General features: G+C 36.6%; 18 protein-coding genes and 1 tRNA gene. 18 read left to right on the forward strand and 1 reads right to left on the reverse strand.

All coding sequences use genetic code 11. The features are described from left to right. Window positions 1–8 precede the first annotated feature (8 nt). The 3 genes from ccsA to VUJ46_RS02305 all read left to right on the forward strand — a co-directional run bounded on the left by ccsA (window position 9) and on the right by VUJ46_RS02305 (window position 4,814). Window positions 9–3,254: a cytochrome c biogenesis protein gene (gene ccsA, locus VUJ46_RS02295; protein ID WP_326983400.1), complete on the forward strand. Its 3,246-nt coding sequence runs from the start codon at window positions 9–11 to the stop codon at window positions 3,252–3,254. 313 nt (window positions 3,255–3,567) lie between these two features. Continuing rightward, window positions 3,568–4,434: an SPFH domain-containing protein gene (locus VUJ46_RS02300; RefSeq protein ID WP_326983401.1), complete on the forward strand. Its 867-nt coding sequence runs from the start codon at window positions 3,568–3,570 to the stop codon at window positions 4,432–4,434. 191 nt (window positions 4,435–4,625) lie between these two features. Beyond that, on the forward strand, window positions 4,626–4,814 hold the full coding sequence (locus tag VUJ46_RS02305; protein ID WP_055986973.1) for a hypothetical protein: 189 nt from the start codon (window positions 4,626–4,628) through the stop codon (window positions 4,812–4,814). Between the two features lie 124 nt (window positions 4,815–4,938). Here the strand turns inward: VUJ46_RS02305 and VUJ46_RS02310 are convergent, their stop codons facing one another. After that, window positions 4,939–5,139 carry a hypothetical protein gene (locus VUJ46_RS02310; RefSeq protein WP_326983402.1) on the reverse strand — a complete coding sequence of 67 codons (201 nt, stop codon included), beginning with the start codon at window positions 5,137–5,139 and terminating at the stop codon, window positions 4,939–4,941. Window positions 5,140–5,273: 134 nt separating this feature from the next. On the opposite strand from VUJ46_RS02310, the gene amaB reads away from it, so the two are divergent. From amaB to VUJ46_RS02385, 15 genes are all read left to right on the forward strand, one after another. Then, the gene (gene amaB, locus VUJ46_RS02315; protein ID WP_326983403.1) at window positions 5,274–6,824 is read left to right on the forward strand and encodes an L-piperidine-6-carboxylate dehydrogenase; all 1,551 of its coding nucleotides are present in this window, start codon (window positions 5,274–5,276) and stop codon (window positions 6,822–6,824) included. 111 nt (window positions 6,825–6,935) lie between these two features. Beyond that, window positions 6,936–8,264: an L-lysine 6-transaminase gene (gene lat / locus VUJ46_RS02320; protein WP_326983404.1), complete on the forward strand. Its 1,329-nt coding sequence runs from the start codon at window positions 6,936–6,938 to the stop codon at window positions 8,262–8,264. Between the two features lie 62 nt (window positions 8,265–8,326). After that, window positions 8,327–8,557 carry a DUF2007 domain-containing protein gene (locus VUJ46_RS02325; RefSeq protein WP_326983405.1) on the forward strand — a complete coding sequence of 77 codons (231 nt, stop codon included), beginning with the start codon at window positions 8,327–8,329 and terminating at the stop codon, window positions 8,555–8,557. 195 nt (window positions 8,558–8,752) lie between these two features. Next, window positions 8,753–9,028 (forward strand): SemiSWEET family sugar transporter, encoded by a 276-nt coding sequence (locus VUJ46_RS02330; protein WP_326983406.1) that lies wholly within the window; start codon window positions 8,753–8,755, stop codon window positions 9,026–9,028. A gap of 223 nt (window positions 9,029–9,251) precedes the next feature. Then, window positions 9,252–9,764 (forward strand): GNAT family N-acetyltransferase, encoded by a 513-nt coding sequence (locus VUJ46_RS02335; RefSeq protein WP_326983407.1) that lies wholly within the window; start codon window positions 9,252–9,254, stop codon window positions 9,762–9,764. A 117-nt stretch (window positions 9,765–9,881) separates the two neighbouring features. Beyond that, window positions 9,882–10,337 (forward strand): transcriptional regulator, encoded by a 456-nt coding sequence (locus VUJ46_RS02340; protein WP_326983408.1) that lies wholly within the window; start codon window positions 9,882–9,884, stop codon window positions 10,335–10,337. A 2-nt stretch (window positions 10,338–10,339) separates the two neighbouring features. Then, window positions 10,340–11,524: an efflux RND transporter periplasmic adaptor subunit gene (locus tag VUJ46_RS02345; protein ID WP_326983409.1), complete on the forward strand. Its 1,185-nt coding sequence runs from the start codon at window positions 10,340–10,342 to the stop codon at window positions 11,522–11,524. 1 nt (window position 11,525) lies between these two features. Further along, window positions 11,526–14,672, forward strand: coding sequence for an efflux RND transporter permease subunit (locus VUJ46_RS02350; RefSeq protein ID WP_326983410.1), 3,147 nt, complete (start codon window positions 11,526–11,528; stop codon window positions 14,670–14,672). Window positions 14,673–14,756: 84 nt separating this feature from the next. After that, window positions 14,757–16,172 (forward strand): efflux transporter outer membrane subunit, encoded by a 1,416-nt coding sequence (locus VUJ46_RS02355; RefSeq protein ID WP_267406305.1) that lies wholly within the window; start codon window positions 14,757–14,759, stop codon window positions 16,170–16,172. Between the two features lie 469 nt (window positions 16,173–16,641). Then, a tRNA-Ala gene (locus tag VUJ46_RS02360) sits at window positions 16,642–16,715 on the forward strand. Between the two features lie 1,983 nt (window positions 16,716–18,698). Next, on the forward strand, window positions 18,699–19,079 hold the full coding sequence (locus VUJ46_RS02365) for a hypothetical protein (RefSeq protein WP_326983411.1): 381 nt from the start codon (window positions 18,699–18,701) through the stop codon (window positions 19,077–19,079). Between the two features lie 163 nt (window positions 19,080–19,242). Continuing rightward, window positions 19,243–19,815 (forward strand): C40 family peptidase, encoded by a 573-nt coding sequence (locus tag VUJ46_RS02370; protein ID WP_326983412.1) that lies wholly within the window; start codon window positions 19,243–19,245, stop codon window positions 19,813–19,815. A 54-nt stretch (window positions 19,816–19,869) separates the two neighbouring features. Further along, window positions 19,870–20,472: a methyltransferase family protein gene (locus VUJ46_RS02375; RefSeq protein ID WP_326983413.1), complete on the forward strand. Its 603-nt coding sequence runs from the start codon at window positions 19,870–19,872 to the stop codon at window positions 20,470–20,472. Between the two features lie 105 nt (window positions 20,473–20,577). After that, on the forward strand, window positions 20,578–21,390 hold the full coding sequence (locus VUJ46_RS02380) for a 2,3,4,5-tetrahydropyridine-2,6-dicarboxylate N-succinyltransferase (protein WP_326983414.1): 813 nt from the start codon (window positions 20,578–20,580) through the stop codon (window positions 21,388–21,390). 28 nt (window positions 21,391–21,418) lie between these two features. Beyond that, window positions 21,419–22,588 (forward strand): glycosyltransferase family 87 protein, encoded by a 1,170-nt coding sequence (locus tag VUJ46_RS02385; RefSeq protein ID WP_326983415.1) that lies wholly within the window; start codon window positions 21,419–21,421, stop codon window positions 22,586–22,588.

A 22,588-nucleotide genomic window follows, 5' to 3' on the forward strand; every position in this document is an offset into this window, starting at 1 on the left:
TATAAATCATGAAGAAGCTCCAAGATATTCTTATCTCAACCAGGACAATGGCAGTGTTGTTGCTGGTTTACGCGTTCGCGATGGCTTATGCAACGTTCCTTGAAAATGATTATGGAACGCCTACAGCAAAAGCCTTAATTTATGAAGCAAAATGGTTTGAACTCATCATGCTGTTGCTCATTCTCAACTTTATCGGAAATATCGGAAGATATAGACTTTGGAAAAGAGAAAAATGGCCGATTTTGGTTTTCCACTTAGCATTTGTATTGATCTTCGTTGGAGGTGCTATCACAAGATACATCAGTTTTGAAGGAACAATGCATATTCGTGAAGGGGAAACATCCAACGAAATTGTGACCGACAAAAATTTCTTTAAAATTAAAATTGAAGAAAAAGGAGATGCCCTGGATTATCAGGATATTCCATATATGATGTCGCCGTTGCACAAAGATTTTAATGCCACTTACGATTTCCGCGGGAAACAAATCAAAATTGAAACTAAAGATTATATTCAGAGAAAAAAAGACAGCTTAATTGCTGATCCTAATGGTGCTGAATATCTTCATTTGGTATCCACAGGAAATACAGGAAGACAAAATATCTACATTAAACCGGGAGAAACCAAATCGATCAACGGAACTTTGGTGACGTTTAACAGAGCGATTGATGGCGCTGTTGAGTTTAGAAATGATGGTGGAAAATTATTCATCAAAACTCCTGTAGATGCAACGTATATGACGATGGCAACACAGGCAACGGGAAATACAGCGAAAGACGAATTTCAGCCGTTGGCTATGAGAAGCTTATATACAATTAATGAATTGAAATTAGTTGTACCTGAGGGACTTAAAAAAGGAAAGTTACTGGCTTATGAAGGCGACAGAAAAAAGGATCTGAACGTTCCTGATATGTTGAAAGTTGAAATTCAGGGTCCTAAAACAAAACAATTGGTTGAATTATCAGTTGAGAAAGGAAATCCAAATGGTTTCAAACAAATCACCATGGATGGTTTAAATATTATGTTAGGTTTCGGACCTAAAGTGTATAACACTCCTTTTGCACTTAAATTAGATGATTTCGTGATGGAAACCTATCCGGGAAGTTCATCGCCAAGTGCATATGAAAGTCATATTAAAATTATTGATGAAGGAAAGGAAACTCCTTTTAAAATTTATATGAACCACGTTTTGAATCATAAAGGATATCGCTTCTTTCAGTCTAGTTTCGATCCGGACAGAATGGGGACTGTACTTTCTGTAAACCACGATTATTGGGGAACATTGATTTCTTATATCGGATATACATTTTTATTCGGGGGAATGTTCTTTATGTTCTTCTGGAAAGGAACACATTTCTGGAAATTAAATAAAATGCTGAAAGATGTAAACAAAAAGAAAACAGCTGCTGTTGTTTTATTACTTTTAAGCTTCGGTTTAAATGCTCAGAAAATTGAAACCCACGGAACAACCGACGGAAGCAGGGAACATATTCATGTAGAAGGTGATGGTCATACGCATGATACGAACGCTGAAACCATTCGCCCTCAGGGGGCGCAGCCTTTCGGTAAAATGAAAGTGGTTTCTGCAGATGAAATTATTGCCAGAAACAAAATCAGCGCAGAACATGCCGATAAATTCGGACATCTTTTAGTGCAGAACTTTGAGGGAAGAATTGTTCCCATCAATACGGAAGCACTTGATGTATTAAGAAAACTGTATAAAAAAGATGAATTCAAAGGAACTGACGGCAAATCCCTTACTGCAGACCAGTGGTTTTTATCAGTAAATACAGATACGCCGAGTTGGACAATGGTTCCTATGATTAAAATAGGATCAAAAGGAGGTGATGCATTAAAGCAAAAAACAAAAGCTAATGATGATGATTATACATCATTAATGAATCTTTTTCCGGCAGATAAAAACGGAAACCTAACGTATATTCTTGAAGGTGATTATAATGCAGCTTTCCGTAAAAAACCGTCTGAACAAACGAATTATGATAAAGAAGTCATTGCTGTCAATGAAAGAGTTCAGATTTTTAATGAATTTTTCAGCGGACAGTTTATGAGAATCGTTCCTGTAAAAAATGATGCCAATCACACATGGCATTCCTGGCTGGATCAGAAATTCGAACCGGATACGGAATCTCAGCAGGTTATGGGACCTTATTTTGCTGAGGTTTTACAGGCTCAGCAATCCGGAAATTGGTCTAAGGCAGATACTGAATTAGCAAAGCTTTCAGAGTATCAGCAAAAATGGGGTAAAGCGGTTGTTCCTGCAAAATCTAAAGTAGATCTTGAGGTTTTCATGAATAAGGTTAATATCAATTTTAAGTTGTTGATCTTCTATACCATTGTTGGAGGTCTGCTTCTCATTCTCGGTTTTGTTGAATTATTTAAGAAAAATAAAGTTTTAAATAAAGCGATTAAAGTAATTATCGTACTTGGGATTATTGGCTATGCTTTCCATTTCTTAGGATTGGTGGCGAGATGGTATATTTCAGGTCACGCACCTTGGAGTAACGGTTACGAAGCTATTATCTTTATCTCTTGGGTAGGTATTACTGCTGGTTTAATTTTATATAGAAATTCAAACGCTTTGATTCCTGCAGCTGGATTTATGGTGGCGGTTATTATGATGGGATTTGCACACGGCGGTTCAGCGCTTGATCCGCAGATTACACCGCTTGTGCCTGTATTAAAATCATATTGGTTGATCGTTCACGTAGCGATTATTACTTCAAGTTATGGTTTCTTCGCCTTGTCGATGATCATCGCTGTAATTTCACTGGTATTCTATATTATTTCAAATAAAGAAACGTATAAAATTCACCATGATACCACATTGAAGGAATTAGTAATTGTCTCTGAAATGTCTTTAACGATTGGTTTGTTTGCGTTAACCGTAGGAAACTTCTTAGGAGGAATCTGGGCCAACGAATCCTGGGGAAGATATTGGAGCTGGGACCCGAAAGAAACCTGGGCATTCATCTCAATCATGGTGTACGCATTTGTATTACACATGAGATTGGTTCCGGGATTAAGAAGCAAATGGGCATTCCACGTAGCGACAATGTTTGCATTCTGTTCAATGGTAATGACGTATTTCGGAGTTAATTATTACCTAAGCGGATTACACTCTTATGCGGCAGGAGATCCGGTTCCGGTTCCGGCTTGGGTCTATATCGGATTGGCCTCAATGGCACTTTTATCAGCTGTTTCTTTCTTTAAATTTAAAGCGTTAAACAAGAAGTAAATTCCATTTATAAATAAAAAAGAATCCCTGAAATTAATTTTCAGGGATTTTTTTTATGCAATTTTAGCAACTTAGGAAACTGAAACGTTAAGAAAATTAAAAATTAATCCGTTAAAAATTCCCACTGTTCGAAGTGCGACACAAATGTTCAATCCAAGAACCAATCCTGAAATCGCGTAAGTTTTGGGGATTTTAGTATTAAATTTTAATTTTTAGCGGAAGTTTCCAAGTCTTGAACTTTTGTTTCAAGACAAAAGAAATTATTACTATCTTTATGATATCAAAATAATATCAAATTTAAAAAATAATATTTATGGAAAAAATCTTAAAACCAATTTCAGGTTACCTTACATTAGTCATTTGTTTAGGCTTATTTATTGTATCGGCATACCTTTTTATTACGGCTGTTGAAACTAATATTTTGCTGGTGGGTGTGGCATTGATCTGTTTTCTTCTTTCATGCTTTTTACTGAAAGGTTTAATGATCATTCAGCCCAACCATTCAAGAGTGCTGAATTTTTTCGGGAAATATGTAGGTACCGTCAAGGATAATGGTTTGTTCTTTATCAACCCTCTTTATTCATCCCAAAAGATCAGTCTCCGTTCTGAAAATTTACAAGGTCAGACTCTTAAGGTAAATGACAAAATGGGAAATCCCATTGAGATCGCAGTAGTCATCGTGTGGAAAGTGGGAGATACCTATAAAGCAGCATTTGATGTAGAACGATATTCAGATTTTGTGAGAATGCAGAGTGAAGCTGCGGTACGTCATCTGGCGATGAGCTTTCCTTATGATAATCTTGAAGATGATCATGCGCCGATTACCTTAAGAGAGGGTGGCGATAAAATTAATGCAATTTTAGAACAGGAACTTACGGACCGGCTTTCAAAAGCGGGAATTACGATTCAGGAAGCAAGAATTTCACACCTGGCCTATGCCTCAGAAATTGCAGGGGCAATGCTGCAAAGACAGCAGGCTACGGCCATAGTTGCAGCGAGAACTAAAATAGTTGAAGGTGCTGTGGGAATGGTCGATTTAGCCTTGAAAAAACTTTCGGAAGAGAATATTGTTGAATTGGATGATGAGAGAAAGGCAGCGATGGTAAGCAATTTAATGGTCGTTCTTTGTGGAGAAAAAGCAGCAACCCCAATTTTGAATGCAGGAACGCTTTATAATTAATCGGGAAGGATTAATAATTAAATTTTGCTTTGTAAAGTTTGCAATAAAGAGTTCTCGCACTGTCAGTCTGAGCGTAGTCGAAGATTTTGATAGTCTATCATGGCCTTTGCGACCTTAAATAAAGTAATTAAAAGAAAATCCTTGCGACCTTTATGTTAAAAATCAAGGGAGAAATTAGAAAAAAATCAAAAATGAAATCAGAAAAAGCTCAAAATCCTTCCGAAAACAAAGGCAAAAAATCTTTCGTCTTAAGGATCGATGAGTCCACATACAAGCTTTTGGAGAAATGGGCGAATGATGAATTCCGAAGTGTAAACGGGCAGATTGAGTATTTGCTGCATCAAAGTTTAACAAATTCGGGAAGAAAAAAGAAAGAATAGTAGGTGCCTCCCAGGTGCTTATTTAGAATTTGTATTCGAGATGTGAGTCCTAAAGAATTCGGAGACCTCCTAAAAAAAGCAGAGAAAATATCTCTGCTTTTTGTGTTTTTTTATTTCAATTAAATTAATCAAATATTCCTGTAAAATACCCTGCAATCACACTCCATGCATTTTTTCCGAGAAAATAAATAAGTGTAGAGGAAATGATTCCTTTTACGGTAAAAAATATAATCCCACCGATTCCAAATTTCTTCACCAGGCTTTTCCATTTCGATGGTTTCTTTTCTTCTGCAGCCGGCTCGTTGATCGTCTTATTATTTTCCATTTCTGAAATTCAAATGATTACCTTACAAAGATAAGCATGTTTATAATTAGTCCAAATAAAAAACAACTTAAAAAATTAAAATTTTGCGGTTCGCATAATATTTTTAACTTTAGGCAAAACGAAAAGTAATATTTATGTCTAAAAAAGTAAAGGATTTTGGAATCGAGAAAACACTCAAAAACTTAGGAATTAAAGAAGAGAATAAAGGAACTTCAGTAGGCGGAAAATATTTTGCATCAGGAAAGACAATAGAAAGCTATTCTCCCGTAGATGGCAACTTAATTGCTAAAATAAAGACTTCCGGAGCATCAGATTATGATAAGGTAATCGAAACTGCTGAAAAGGCTTTTAAAGAGTTCAGACTCATTCCGGCTCCTAAAAGAGGGGAAATGGTAAGACAACTTGGTCAGAAATTAAGACAATATAAGGACGATTTAGGAAAACTTGTTTCTTATGAAATGGGTAAATCTCTGCAGGAAGGGCTGGGTGAAGTTCAGGAAATGATCGACATCTGCGACTTTGCGGTGGGAGTTTCAAGACAGCTTCATGGCTACACAATGCACTCCGAAAGACCAGGACACAGAATGTACGAGCAGTATCATCCACTAGGAATTGTAGGAATTATTACCGCATTCAACTTTCCGGTAGCAGTTTGGGCTTGGAACACGGCATTAGCGTGGATCTGCGGTAACGTAACGATCTGGAAACCGTCTGAAAAAACTCCGTTCTGTGCAATTGCTTGTCAAAACATTATGAATGAAGTTTTAAAGGAGAATAATCTTTCTGACGGAATTTCAAGTGTATTGGTGGCAGATCACGAGATCGGACAAAAATTGGTAGATGATAAGAGAGTGGCTTTGGTTTCTTTCACAGGTTCTACAAGAGTGGGAAGAATGGTTTCTACTAATGTGGCTCAGAGATTTGGGAAGTCTATTCTTGAATTGGGAGGAAACAATGCAATTATTATTTCTAAAGATGCCGACATCAATATGTCGATTATCGGTGCGGTTTTCGGAGCTGTTGGAACGGCTGGGCAGAGATGTACCTCTACAAGACGACTGATTATTCATGAAAGCGTTTACGATGAAGTGAAAAACAGACTGGTAAAAGCTTACGGACAATTAAAGATAGGAAATCCTTTGGATGAAACTAATCACGTAGGTCCGCTTATCGATACTGATGCGGTAAATATGTATCAGGAAGCGATTAAAAAAGGTAAAAAAGAAGGTGCTAAATTCATCGTTGAAGGCGAGGTTTTAAAAGGAAAAGGTTACGAATCCGGTTGCTATGTAAAGCCGTGTATTGCTGAAGTGAAGAATTCTTATGAGATCGTTCAGCACGAAACTTTTGCTCCGATTTTATATTTAATTAAATACAAAACGTTAGACGAGGCTATTGCAATTCAGAATGATGTTCCTCAGGGATTATCATCTGCGATTATGACGCAAAACCTTAGAGAAGCGGAATTATTCCTTTCTCATGCAGGTTCAGACTGCGGAATTGCCAATGTAAATATCGGAACTTCCGGTGCTGAAATTGGCGGAGCATTCGGTGGAGAAAAAGAAACCGGAGGTGGAAGAGAGTCGGGATCAGACGTTTGGAAATACTATATGAGACGTCAAACCAATACTATAAATTACACGACTAATCTTCCTTTAGCACAAGGGATTAAGTTTGATATATAAAAGCATCACTTTAATAATTTAAAAATTAAAAGATTAAATAATTAAGAGATTCTGGAATGTCTAATTTTTCAATTTTTTAATCTTTTACTAAATTTTCAATTCACATCAAATATGGAACAGACAACAATTGATATACAGGCAAATAAAGTAAAGGAAACTATAAGCAAACACGTATTGGCAGATGGTTTTGATTTCGTAATGGATATTGAAAGATCTCATGGGTCATGGCTTTATGACAGGCTTACTAACAGAGAATATCTGGATATGTTTTCGATGTTCGCATCCGCATCCATAGGATATAACCACCCTTATCTTGTCGAAAAATCGGCTTGGTTAGGGAAAATGGCGGTGAACAAACCGACGTTGGCAGATGTTTACACTGAGGAATATGCAAACTTTTTAGAAGTTTTTGAGAGGGTTGTGATTCCTGAAGAATTGCAGTATGCTTTTTTCATAGAAGGCGGAACAATGGGCGTTGAAAATGCTATGAAAGCTTGCTTCGACTGGAAAACGCGTAAGAATTTTGCGAAAGGTCTTGACACCGAAGCCGGAATTTGCATCCACTTCAGACAGGCATTTCACGGAAGAAGTGGCTATACGTTAAGCTTAACAAATACTTCAGATCCAAGAAAATATCAGTATTTTCCGATGTTTGAATGGCCTAGAATCCTGAATCCTAAACTGACGTTCCCGATTACGGAAGAAAATCTTGAGGAAACGGTTAAAAATGAAAATCTGGCTTTAATTCAGATCGAAGAAGCTATTCTGATGAACCCTGATAAAGTCGCGTGCATCATCATTGAGCCTATTCAGGCTGAAGGAGGTGACAACCATTTCAGAGATGAATTTTTACTGGGATTGAGAAGAATTTGTGATAATCATGATATTTTACTGATTTTTGATGAAGTGCAGACAGGTATCGGAATTACCGGTAAAATGTGGGCATTCCAGCATTTTACGGCGAAACCCGATATTATTTCTTTCGGTAAAAAAGCACAGGTTTGCGGAGTGTTGGCGAATAAAGAGAAATTTGATGAAGTACCTGATAATGTGTTCAGAGAGAGTTCCAGAATCAACTCTACGTTTGGAGGTAATTTTATCGATATGCTTCGTTTCCAATTGACGATGGAGGTGATTGAGAAAGAAAATTTGGTGGAAAATGCGAGAGTGGTGGGAGATTATTTATTGGAAGAGCTTACATTATTAGCAGAAAAATATCCTGAAAAAATTTCAAATGCAAGAGGCCGAGGATTGATGTGTGCCATAGATCTGCCGACTGCCGGGCAAAGAAATAGGCTTCGTGAAGAGCTTTGGAACGACGGTTTGATTATCTTACCTTGTGGAGATCAGTCGATTCGTTTCCGTCCCCATTTGAATGTGACGAAAGACGAAATCAAGCTTGCTTTAGACAAAATAGAAAATAACATTAATAAAATTTAAAACTGTTAATTTGTAATTGTGAAAAAAATGTTCTATATTTAGATACTCAAACGGAAAAGAATATGGAAAGAAGTACAAGAGTATCAGTTTTTGAAAGCGATAAGCAGGCAGAAATACAATTAATCAAATCCAAGTTGGACGATGCGCAGATTAAAAATGCGGTTGAAAACAACTATCTTACTTTTACGACCACGCCCACGGCAACATCGTTGAAAGTTATGGTAAAATTGGAAGATGAGAAGAAAGCATTTGAAGTAATCGACGGCTATCTTCAGCAAAGTGAAAATCAATAAAAAAACAATTTCATAATTTTAAATTTTACTACTTCGAACCGAAAATTAATTTTAATTAGTTTTCGGTTTTTTTTGGTTAATAGAAGAAATTGATCAGTTAATTCTGAAGTTTACATTTAATTATAAATAAAGATTTAACGTTTAAGCTTTATTTTATTTTTAATATCTTTAAAGTAATTCTTAAAAATATTAATTATGATAGAACAAATCATCGGATACTCAGGAGCGCTTATTTCATCGATATCATTCTTACCACAGGTGATCAAATTGTGGAAGACGAAATCAGGGCATGACCTCTCTATGGTTACCTTATTTTTTCTAACACTGAATGCTATACTGTGGGTTATTTACGGATTGATGAAAGATGCAAAACCACTTTGGATCACCAATATTCTGATGTTAACAATGCTGATTGTTATGATTATCCTTAAGATCCTGTACCGAAATAATGTATCGATTTCTAAAAAATGAATAGGAAGGATGTCGTAATCATCTTTATGTAAACAAAATTTAATCAATTTATTTTGAATTAAATCATTAATATTCAGGGGTTAAATAATTTTTAAAGATACAAACATAAATTCTGTTTTAACTTATGCTCATAAAAACTATCAATGAATATAGTTTCCATGAGCTTTTTAACATAAAAATACATGATAAACTATACTTTTAAATTATTCAATTTATTATCAACATGGAGCAAGAAATTAAACTAAGAAAGGCGGAAATTGATGACAGAGATATTATCTGGGATATTTTGCAGCAGGCCATTGAAAGAAGAAGAATAGACGGAAGCACGCAATGGCAGCAAGGATATCCCAATCTTGGAACTGTGGAAAGTGACATTGAAAAAGGTTTCGGATTTGTGATGACCGTGGATGGGGAAATAGCGGTATATGTTGCACTGATTCTAAATGACGAACCCGCTTACAGCTCAATCGAAGGAGCCTGGCTGAGCGACGGAGAATTTGTGGTGGTACATCGTGTGGCGGTTGATGAAAAATTTGCCGGACAGGGAATGGTTAAAAAATTATTTGATCATATTGAAGATTTCACAAGATCTCATGACATCCAAAGTGTTAAAGTAGATACCAATTTCGACAATGTAGCAATGTTGAAAATCCTTGAAGCTAAAGGATATTCATACTGCGGAGAGGTTTTTCTGGCTGGCGGAATGAGGAAGGCTTATGAGAAGATTATCATTTGATGCAAAAGTTAAATCTAATTTCATTGAATTTTTAAAAGACCCAATATTTATAAACTCTATTGAGTTTGTTCGTTTGGTTCAGAACTAATTTCTACATTTGTTCAAATTTTATATACAATGCATAATAGTATAGAGATTGATGAAAAAATTTTTCAGGATGCCGTAAGATTTTATGGTGCCATTTTCAACATACCTCCTTTAGCGTCAAAAATATACGCCTACCTGCTGTTTGATCACGAACGGGTTGGGATTACTTTTGATGAGTTCGTGGAAGTACTTTCTGCAAGTAAAAGCTCGGTTTCAACGAGTCTTTCTCTTTTATTGAACGCAGAACTGATTGTGGATCACAATAAAATGGATGAGAGAAAAAGGTATTTTTTTCTCAACGATGAATACAAAAAAATAAGATTTGAAAAAATAGTGCAGAAAATGCAAGACGAATTAAAACTACTGGATGACCTTAACAATTTTAAAAAAAATCAGGACGATGAATACAATGAAAGAATTGAAGCTTATAAGGCACTTTTAAATAAAAACATAATAAATATTCAAGAATCTCTTAATAAACTATAATAATGAACAACAAGCTAGTTATACTTTCTGTTGCAGTGCTTTCACTTACTGCCTGCAACAAAGAAGCTCCGAAGCAGGATGGTGCAAAACCTTATCCTGTGATTAATGTGGAGACAAAAAATATAGTGGGCTATCAGACGTTTCCGGCTACCATTCAGGGTAGAGTAAACAATGATGTTCGCGCGAAAATACAAGGATATATTACTCAGGTTTTAGTAGATGAAGGGCAGTACGTTACCAAAGGACAACCACTTTTCCGTCTTGAAACGAATATCCTGAATGAAAGTGCGGCGGCTTCCAAAGCGGGAATCGGTGCAGCTGAATCTACCATTGCGGCAGCTCAGGCAGCTGTAAGTGCAGCGAATGTGGAAGTGAATAAACTTAAACCACTGGTTCAGAAAAATATCATCAGTAATGTTCAGCTACAAACGGCTCAGGCAAATTTAGCGCAGGCTCAGGCTCAGTTAAAACAGGCTCAGGCTTCTAAAAGTCAAGCGGTTGCGAATTATAAAGGTGTAGAAGCGAATATCGAATATTCCATTATTCGTGCGCCTATATCCGGAGTGGTGGGAAGACTTCCTCTAAAAGTGGGAAGTTTAGTTGGTCCTACGGATCAGACGGCTTTAACAACAGTTTCGGATACATCTCAGATCTACGCGTATTTTGCAATGAATGAAAAAGAATATTTCGATTTCCTTGAAAAATCTCCGGGAGCTTCAATGCCTGAAAAGATCAAAAACCTTCCGATGGTTGAGTTACAATTGGCCAACGGAAGTCTTTATCCTGAAAAAGGTAGAATTGAAGCGATTACAGGGCAAATTGATCCTACAACAGGTACCATTCAGTTCAGAGTTGGATTTACCAATGCACAAAAATTATTAAGTAACGGTAATAGCGGAACGATCAGATTCCCACAAACGTACGACAATGTTTTGGTGGTTCCGGAAAGTGCTACTTACGAGCAACAGGGTATCGTTTACGTTTATAAAGTGGAAAAAGATACAGCTAAAAATGTGGTGGTGAATGTAATCGACAGAATCGACAATATGGCTTTAATTAAAACGGGGGTAAACAAGGGTGAAATGATTGTGGCTGCAGGAATCGGAGGTTTGAAATCCGGAACTGCCGTGAAGCCTAAGCCTGTGAAAATGGATAGCCTTGTTCAATCTATAAAACCGAAATTCTAAGATGATTAAAAATTTTATAAACAGACCGGTCTTATCCACCGTAATCTCAATCTTGATTGTGATTCTCGGGGTGCTAGGGCTGATCTCGCTGCCGGTTACCCAGTATCCGGACATTGCGCCGCCTACGGTGAGTGTAAGTACAACCTACACCGGAGCCAATGCCGAGACTGTAATGAAAAGTGTGGTAGTACCTTTGGAAGAGCAGATCAATGGGGTGGAAGGTATGGATTATATTACTTCTACTGCCGGAAATGATGGTTCTGCGCAGATTCAGGTATTCTTTAAACAAGGGATAGACCCGGATATTGCTGCGGTAAACGTACAAAACCGTGTATCGAGAGCTACTCCGCTTCTTCCAAGTGAGGTTACTCGTTCCGGGGTCGTTACGCAGAAACAGCAGACGAGTGCCCTGATGTATATGTCTTTCTATTCTGAAAATAAAGATCTTAATGATGTGTACCTTCAGAACTTTTTGAATATCAATGTAATCCCCAATCTTAAAAGAATTAATGGGGTAGGTGATGCCAATGTTTTCGGAGGTAAAAACTACTCGATGAGAATTTGGCTTGATCCTGCTAAAATGGCGGCTTACAGCGTAACGCCTACTGATGTTACCAATGCCATCAACGAGCAGAGTCGAGAAGCGGCGGCTGGTTCTATCGGACAAAACAGCGGTAGCTCTTTCGAATATATTATTAAATATGTTGGTAAATTCAACGATAAAGAACAATACGATAATATTATCATTAAATCTCTTGCAGACGGACAAAACCTGATGCTGAAAGATGTTGCCAAAGTAGAATTGGCAGGTCAGTCATACACAGGAATCGGGGAAAACGGAAATTATCCGTCGATCAGTATGGGGATCTTCCAGACACCGGGATCTAATGCTCAGGAGATTATTGCTAATATCAAAACGTATCTGAAATCAGCGGAAGGAAGCTTCCCTCAGGGAATTAAATATACGTACAACTTCGATACTAACGAATTCTTGGATGCATCCATTGAAAAGGTAATTCATACCTTGATTGAAGCATTTATTTTGGTATTCATCGTGGTATATATCTTCCTTCAGGATTTTAGATCTACATTAATTCCGGCTATTGCGGTTCCGGTTTCTATTGTGGGAGCATTCTTCTTCCTGAATTTATTCGGCTATTCATTAAACTTATTAACGTTATTCGCTTTAGTACTTGCCATTGGTATTGTTGTGGATGACGCGATTGTCGTCGTGGAAGCCGTTCACGCCAAGATGGAGCACGGTATTCCTGATGCTAAAAAAGCGACGGTAGCAGCAATGGACGAGATCACGGGCGCGATTATTTCAATCACCCTGGTAATGGCATCAGTATTCGTTCCGGTAACGTTTATCACTGGTCCTACAGGGGTTTTCTATCAGCAGTTCGGTATCACACTAATTGTGGCCATCGTAATTTCTGCGGTAAACGCCTTGACGTTGAGTCCGGTTTTATGTTCATTATTCTTAAAACCACACGATGCTCACCATGCAGAATATAAAAATTTAAATTTCCTTCAGAAGTTTTTCTATAAGTTCAATATTGCTTTTAAAACAACAACAGACCGTTACGGAAGAGGATTTGTATTCTTATTGAGACATAAATGGGTAACCTTACTTATCTTCGCTATTACAGGTGGAATTTTATATTGGGCGAGTACAACCATGAAGAAAGGTTTCGTACCAACGGAAGATAGAGGGATCATCTTTACCGATGTTCAGTTGCCTCCGGGAGCTTCTATGGAAAGAACATACAACGCTTTGAAAACGCTTCAGGCTAATGCATTGAAAGTGCCGGGTGTTCAGAACGTAACGATTTCTACAGGTAGAGGTTTCTTATCTGGGAATGGTAGTAATAATGGTTTGGCTTTCATTAAATTAGCGCCATTTGAAGACCGTAAAAAAGACGGACAGACTTCTGAAGATATCACGAAAAAATTATTCGGTATTTCGGGTAAAGTTCCTGATGCTAAAGTTGTATTCTTCCAGCCGCCAAGTGTACCAGGTTTTGGTAACAGTGCCGGTTTTGAGATGGTACTATTGGATAAAGCAGGTGGTGAATATGCAGATTTGGATAATACGACCAATGAATTCATCGGAAAACTAATGCAAAGACCTGAGATTGAATTTGCGCAGACTTCATTCAATACAAAATATCCTCAGTATGAAATGCAGGTAAACGTTCCTCTTGCGAAAAAAGTAGGAGTTTCGGTAAGTGATATCTTATCAACTATGCAGGGATATATCGGAGGTATTTATACTGCTGACTTTACGAAATATGGTAAGCAGTTCAGAGTAATGGTGCAGGCTCTTCCTGAAAACAGACAAAACATTGAGAATCTTAATGAATTGTATGTGAAAACAGGTTCAGGCGTGATGTCTCCGATTTCACAGTTTGTAACAATGAAAAAAGCATACGGACCACAGTCGGTAAGTCGTTACAACTTGTTTACTTCTGTGAAGATTACAGGTTCAAACTCGGGTGGATATAGTTCCGGAGATGCGATTGCTGCAGTACAGCAGGTGGCTAAGGAAAGCCTGAATCAGAATTATGATGTAGAGTTTACAGGATTGACGAGAGAGGAATTAAACTCAGGTTCTCAAACCGTTCTGATCTTCGGGTTAAGTTTAATTTTTGTGTATTTCATCCTTTCGGCTCAGTATGAAAGTTATATTCTTCCTTTGGTAGTGGTAATTTCTCTTCCTCTTGGGGTAATGGGAGCGTACTTTGGGCAAAAAGTGATGGGCTTGGAAAACAATATTTACTTCCAGATCGCCCTGATCATGTTGGTCGGGTTGCTCGCGAAGAATGCGATTTTGATCATTGAGTTTGCTGTCCAGAGAAGGAATCATGGCGAAACCATCGTTATGGCTGCTATTAATGCTGCAAAAGCGAGATTAAGACCGATTCTGATGACGTCATTTGCCTTCATCTTTGGTTTATTACCATTGGTTTTAGCAAGCGGAATTGGTGCGGTTGGTAACAGATCTATTGCAACAGGTGCGGCCATCGGGTTATTAATAGGTACTATTTTAGGACTTTTCGTAATTCCGGTGTTGTTCGTTATTTTCCAGACATTACAGGAGAAAGTAAAACCTATCAAGCACGAAGAAATCAATTTAGCAGAATAAATTAAGTTAGTTTAAGGTTTTGGGTTTAAAGTTTAATAACTAAAAAACCGAAGACCTTAAACCTTAAATTTAAAACTTTAAAGAATGAAGAGTTTATTAAACATCATAAAAGGAATCACTTTTTCAGTCGCTATTCTTGCTGCCGTATCATCTTGTATGGCAAGAAAAGAATATGAAAGGCCGAAAAATGTGGTAGACGAAAAGCTTTTCCGTACAGATATGCTTCCTTCCGACAGTACAAACGTCGCGAATGTTTCCTGGAAAGAAATTTTCACAGATCCTATACTTCAAGGGCACATCAACAAAGCTTTAGATAATAATTTAGATATAAGAATTGCTTTACAAAGCATTAATTCGGCGGAAGCTTATTTAAAGCAAAGTAAAGCAGCCTATCAGCCGACATTGTCAGTTGGTCCGAACTATACTTTCCAAACACAGTCAATCAATACACAGTTTGGACAGATCATCGGATCTAGACGATATGTAAACCAGTTTGATATTACAGCAAGTCTTGCTTGGGAAGCGGATGTTTGGGGTAAATTGAAAGCTCAGCAAAAAGCTCAGTTGGCAACTTATCTGGGGACTGTTGCTGCTCATAAAGCAGTAAAAAGTGACTTGGTGGCATCTATTGCTTCTGCATACTATCAATTGTTGACGTATGACGAGCAGAAAAAAATCATCACAGAAACGATTAAAGTTCGTGAGCAGAATTTAGAAACAACAAAAGCGTTAAAAGAATCAGGAACATTAACGGAAGTTGCTGTTCAGCAAAGTGAAGCGCTTGTTTTTAATGCTAAATCTTTATTAATTGATATTGATACACAGATTCAGTTATTGGAAAACACGATGAGCCTTTTAATGGGAGAGCCTTCTCATGCGATTGAAAGATCTACATTAACGAGCCAAAAAGTTCCGATTGATCTGAAATTAGGATATCCGGCTCAATTATTGGCCAACAGACCAGACGTAATGCAGGCTGAATTTAGCTTGATGAATGCTTTTGAATTAACAAATTCAGCAAAAGCTCAGTTTTATCCAACGTTGAAGCTTACCGGAAGTGGAGGTTTCCAATCAGTAGATATTGATCATTTGTTCAGTGTAAACTCTTTATTTGCAACGGTAGTCGCTGGTTTGGCACAACCAATTTTGAATAAAAGAGCGATTCAGACCAATTACGATGTCAGTTTGGCGAACAAAGAAACGGCTTATCTGAATTTCAGAAAAACGGTTCTTACCGCTGGAAAAGAAGTATCAGATGCGATCAGAGTTTTCTCGGTTCAGGATCAGTATATCGATTTGAAGCAAAAAGAATTGGATGCCTACAAAAAATCAGTTGACTTTTCTCAGGAATTGGTAAACTACGGTATGGCAAATTATCTTGAGGTATTAAATGCAAGCGTAAATTCATTAAACGCAGAATTGAATATTTCAAATGCAGAATATAGTAAAATGAAGGCTGCTGTTGAGCTTTATCAGGCTCTTGGCGGTGGCTGGAAATAATCATTACTAGATATTTTTCTTGGAAACGTATGTTATTGTATAGCATACGTTTTTTTGTTTAATTAATTTAGAAAACATGAAGACGTTTATACATTATGATAGTAAAAAGATAAAAGTAAAAAGAGCCAAGTGGATGAAGTCTTTGAGGATAAACATATGTAAATAGTAGACATAAAGGTTTTATTAATACGGTTAGTACAATCGCTTCATCAAATCAACTTGTTGATTCCTCTTTGCTCACTTAAATTTAAATATTCAATGAGTTAAAAAAAAGACTTTGCGTCAAAAGAATATTTGAAAAATCTTTCTTAATTCCCTAATTCAGTTGAATTTCATATCCATCTCAAATTTAAATGTCAGAAAAAGTGATTGTTAATTAGTGAATTACAAAACCTATTCAATAAAATTTAATAAACTGTTTGTATATGTGGTTTAAATGATTACTTTTGTACCGCTTTAAGGGCAAAATGGGGGATTGGCGCAGTTGGCTAGCGCGTTTGACTGGCAGTCAAAAGGTCACGGGTTCGAATCCCGTATTCTCCACATTGATAATCACAGAGTTGCAAATTTTAAAATTTGTAACTCTTTTTTATTTGTATAAGATTTGCACAAACATAATTACTTTTTAGGGATCAAGTACAAAATTTGGGGACTAGGCAAAAGAGTTTAGATACTATAAGGTGAGATTTTTTGCTCTCGCAGATTTTGCAGATGATGCAGATTCTTTTCCTTACACTTTACATATTTAACACGAAGCCCCGCCAAGTTTTTTGACAACTCCCGTTTTAAGTCTCACCAAACCTTTCTACCTATAAAAGACCGCAAAGGTTAAACAAAGAAAATCAACGATACCATCTGTGGAAAATCTATGCGATCTGTAGGAAATAAAAATATTCGAGTATCCGTGGCGATAATATGCAGCCCTCAATTTTATCTTTGATAAAATCCTTGCGTCTTAAAAACATAAAGTATTAAAAAATATCTTTGCGGCTTTGCGAAAAACCAACAAATAGAGCAGGATCTGTGGGGAATAAAAATATTCGTGCATTCGTGACAAAAAATACATCTAAACAATTTCTCCCCAAGTTTTGAAACTGATCCAAAAAAGTTTAGATCATGTAAGGTGAGATTTTTTGCTCTCGCAGATTTTGCAGATGATGCAGATTCTTTTCCTTACACTTTACATATTTAACACGAAGCCCCGCCAAGTTTTTTGACAACTCCCGTTTTAAGTCTCACCAAACCTTTCTACCTATAAAAGACCGCAAAGGTTAAACAAAGAAAATCAACGATACCATCTGTGGAAAATCTATGCGATCTGTAGGAAATAAAAATATTCGAGTATCCGTGGCGATAATATGCAGCCCTCAATTTTATCTTTGATAAAATCCTTGCGTCTTAAAAACATAAAGTATTAAAAAATATCTTTGCGGCTTTGCGAAAAACCAACAAATAGAGCAGGATCTGTCGGGAATAAAAATATTCGTGCATTCGTGACAAAAAATACATCTAAACAATTTCTCCCCAAGTTTTGAAACTGATCCAAAAAAGTTTAGATCATGTAAGGTGAAATTTTTTGCTCTCGCAGATTTTGCAAATGATGCAGATTCTTTTCCTTACACTTTAAATATTGAACACGAAGCCCCGCCAAGTTTTTTGACAACTCCCGTTTTAAGTCTCACCAAACCTTTCTACCTATAAAAGACCGCAAAGGTTAAACAAAGAAAATCAACGATACCATCTGTGGAAAATCTATGCGATCTGTAGGAAATAAAAATATTCGAGTATCCGTGGCGATAATATGCAGCCCTCAATTTTATCTTTGATAAAATCCTTGCGTCTTAAAAACATAAAGTATTAAAAAATATCTTTGCGGCTTTGCGAAAAACCAACAAATAGAGCAGGATCTGTCGGGAATAAAAATATTCGTGCATTCGTGACAAAAAATACATCTAAACAATTTCTCCCCAAGTTTTGAAACTGATCCAAAAAAGTTTAGATCATGTAAGGTGAAATTTTTTGCTCTCGCAGATTTTGCAAATGATGCAGATTCTTTTCCTTACACTTTAAATATTGAACACGAAGCCCCACCAAGTTTTTTACTGCTTACCGCTTTAAGGCTTACCAAGCCGTTCTATTGATAAAAAATCACGAAGATTAAGCAAAAATAGATCAGCAGCATCATCTGTGTATTCTAAGACATCTGTGGGAAATAAAAATATTCGTGCATTCGTGGCGATTATTTTTCAGCCTTCAATTTTATCTTTGATAAAATCCTTGCGCCTTAAAAACATAGCGTATTAAAAAAAATCTTTGCATCCCTTTAGAAAAACCAACAAAGACATCGATAAAAAATAAAATTTATTATATAAAACTAAAAACTTTATACCATTGATAGTATTTATTGAAAATTATTGTATTTTTACCCCGAAATACTGGATTTGTAATGATTATGATGATTTTAAATTCATCTGATTCTCTACAGAGGTAAATTTTAAATATACTAGAAGCTATTATTAAAAAACTATGAAGAAACTTTTTTTACTTTTATTTACAATGCTTTTGTTTGTGGGATGTAGTACGGATGATGACACCATTTATGATTATATCGGAACCTGGTCCGGAACCTACGAAGGAGCTGACAAAGGAACCTGGAATATCGTGGTAGCCAGTGACGGAAAAGTAACGGGAACTATGCATTCTGAAGATAATAATGAGAATTATTATATTTCCGGCCGTCTTTCTGAAACTGGTGATTTGAATGCAGTGGTGGGTACTCCTGAAGACGGAGAGTTCAGAGGAACCCTGAATAGAAAAGATAAAAACGGAAGCGGAAACTGGAGAAATTCAATTCCTACACCGATCAGAACCGGAACCTGGAAAGGAGAAAAAAGTAAACAGAAATAATATAATTTCAATATATATCATGAAAGCCTGTAATTTTTACAGGCTTTTCTGTTGCCTAAAGATTATTTTTAACATTTCTTTAAGTATGAAGAATGCGTATTCTATCGTTAATATTAATGTATATTTGTATATATTGACTTGCTTTAATGAAAATCAGATGCGTATGACAGCCAGATTACTTTCAAATACTACCAGGTGGAACAAGATTTTTATACTGCTGATCGCCTCATCCGTTGCTGTATCTTGTGGAAGTTCAAAAGGTGTGGCTTCTAAAAATAAATCGGGGAATAAAACGGTTGCGAAGTCGGAAAATCTACGAAATCTGGATTCAAAATTTGACGGGAAAGTTTCAAAATCCATCAGCAGTATTCTTAAAGATGCCGAAAAATATATCGGAACGCCCTATAAATTTGGCGGAAATACCTCTTCAGGCTTTGATTGCTCGGGATTTACGGTGAAGGTATTCGACGAAAACGACTATCAGTTACCCAGAAGATCCTCTGATCAGGCCGAAGCGGGCAATAAAATAGATATCAGGGATGTGAAACCGGGCGATCTTTTATTTTTTGCGACAGCAGGTGGCAGTCGCGTTTCCCATGTTGGTATTGTTCATGATATCGGAGGTGATGGGGAAGTGAAATTTATTCATGCTTCTACTTCAAAGGGCGTCATTATTTCTTCATTAAATGAAAAATACTGGAATAAAGCGTATCTGCATGCAAGAAGAGTTTTATAATTTGCAATAGCATTGCATTCTTATAAAAAGGACATTTGTTGAAAATTATTAATTATGACAGATTTCCTGAGATTATTTATTCCTTTATATTTTATCCTGTTTTTTGCAGTTGCCTTTTTCGGAGCAAGCTTTGTTGTGGCCAGAAGAATCGGTAAAAATCCAAACGTACTTCCCAAAGACGATTCTGCGTATGGATTAATCGGTCAGTATTTTAAGCTTTGTCTTTTCGGACTTTTCGCCTATACTGTGCTGCTATTTTGTTTTGCTCATTTTCTCTTTCGTCTTTATTTAATTCCTTTTTTAGATGTTCATTATTTGAAATATATCGGAATTTTTTTGATGATTTTGAGCTTTACTTGGGTGGTTATTGCTCAAATTCAAATGAAAAATTCATGGCGAATCGGAATTGATGAAGATTTAAAAACAGAGCTGATTACAGTTGGACTTTTCAACTATTCCCGAAATCCCATTTTTCTAGGGATGATTTTCAGCTTAATCGGATTTTTTCTTACGCTGCCTACGATGTTTTCATTACTATTTATGATTCTGGGAATTATTTTAATTCAGATTCAGATCAGGCTGGAAGAAGAGTTTCTTTTAAGACAGCATGGTGAAAGTTATTTACATTATGAAAGTAGGGTGAGACGTTTATTGTAGATTGATAGAAATCATTCACGCATTATCGATTTTCAAAATTATTTGCTTGATCTTTTTTGTATCTTTGGCGACGTATAATTTTTTAATTTAAATTAAATAAGAGACATGTCGTTACAACAAACTATTGAAAATATCTGGGACAACAGAGATTTATTGCAGAATGAGGACAGCCAAAAGGCGATCAGAGAGGTTATTTCTTTGGTGGACAAAGGGGAACTTCGTACCGCTGAGCCTACAGAAAACGGATGGCAGGTAAATGAATGGGTGAAAAAAGCAGTGGTTATGTACTTCCCGATCCAGAAAATGGAAACAATTGAAGTAGGTCCGTTTGAATTTCATGACAAAATGCCTTTGAAGAGAAATTATGCTGAAAAAGGAGTAAGAGTTGTACCGCATGCCGTGGCGAGAGAAGGTGCTTATATCGCTCCGGGAGTGATCATGATGCCGTCTTATGTAAACATCGGGGCTTATGTTGATTCGGGAACCATGGTCGATACATGGGCAACGGTAGGAAGCTGTGCACAGATCGGTAAAAATGTTCACCTGAGTGGTGGTGTAGGTATCGGTGGTGTGTTGGAACCACTTCAGGCTGCTCCGGTAATTATTGAAGATGACTGTTTCATCGGTTCAAGATGTATCGTGGTGGAAGGTGTTCATGTAGAAAAAGAAGCTGTTTTGGGAGCTAATGTTGTTTTAACGGCATCTACAAAAATTATTGATGTTACAGGACCGGAGCCTATTGAGATCAAAGGAAGAGTTCCTGCCCGTTCAGTGGTAATTCCTGGAAGTTATACCAAGCAATATCCGGCTGGAGAATATCAGGTTCCTTGTGCATTGATCATCGGTCAGAGAAAAGAGTCTACAGATAAGAAGACTTCTCTTAATGATGCATTGAGAGATAATAATGTAGCTGTATAAGCTTGTTTAAAAACTAATACGCACAATCTTGAAAGATAAATTTCTTACAATACTTTTAAACCCTAAATATATATTTGGGGTTTATCTTATTATAGCTGTGGTGACTGCGCTATCTAAATTTTCCAGAGGGTATCAGGCCATTAATAACTATATGATTTTCAAAAATGTATTTTTCAATACCATTGATGAAAAAAATCTGTACCTGCAGTATCCCGAGCGTTATTTTGATATGAATCATTATGGCGTTTTTTTTAGTTTGCTAATTGCTCCTTTTGCCTTAATGCCGGATTGGTTAGGAATTTCTCTTTGGAATATTGCCAATACAGCTGTTTTTCTTTACGCTATTCATAAACTTCCGTTTTCAGATCCAAAGAAGGCTATTTTTGCGCTTCTCTGTTTACAGGAATATATCACAGCGGCCATAAGTTTACAGTTTAATATTGCATTGGTAGGGCTTCTCATGTTGTCAGCAACTTACATTTACGAGAGAAAAGAAGTAAAGTCTGCATCAGCTATTGTGGTAGGTATTTTTGTGAAGCTTTACGGAATCGTTGGCTTATCCCAATTCTTTTTCATTAAGAACAAGATGAAATTCATTCTTTCCGGAGTGGTGATCGCTATTCTCTGTCTTATAATTCCAATGGCGTATTCAACGCCTCAGTTTGTTATTCAGAGCTATGCAGACTGGTCTCATTCTCTTATTTCAAAAAACAATGATAATCAGGTTTTAGGGAATATGCAGGATATTTCATTAATGGGCTTTGTAAGAAGAATTTTAGGAGATGCTTCTATTTCAAATCTTACTTTTCTGGCTTTTGGAGTTCCTCTATTTGCACTGCCTTATATCAGAATCAAGCAGTATAAGCATTATGCATTTCAGCTGATGATTTTAGCTTCCACTTTACTTTTTTTAGTGTTATTTAGCTCAGGATCAGAGTCTCCAACTTATATTATTGCCGTAGCAGGGGTTATGATCTGGTTTACGCTTCAGAAGGAAAAAACTCCTTTTATTTTAGCATTATTGATATTTGTAATTATTTTAACCTGTTTTTCTCCGTCAGATTTGTTTCCGAAATTTATTAAGAAAAATTATATTATAAAATATTCTTTAAAAGCAGTACCTTGTATTATCGTTTGGTTAAGAGTTATTTATGAACTTCTGACAAAGGACTTTGATAAAGATTATACTTTGAATTAG

It is taken from the genome of Chryseobacterium sp. MYb264 (assembly GCF_035974275.1).
Taxonomy (GTDB): domain Bacteria; phylum Bacteroidota; class Bacteroidia; order Flavobacteriales; family Weeksellaceae; genus Chryseobacterium.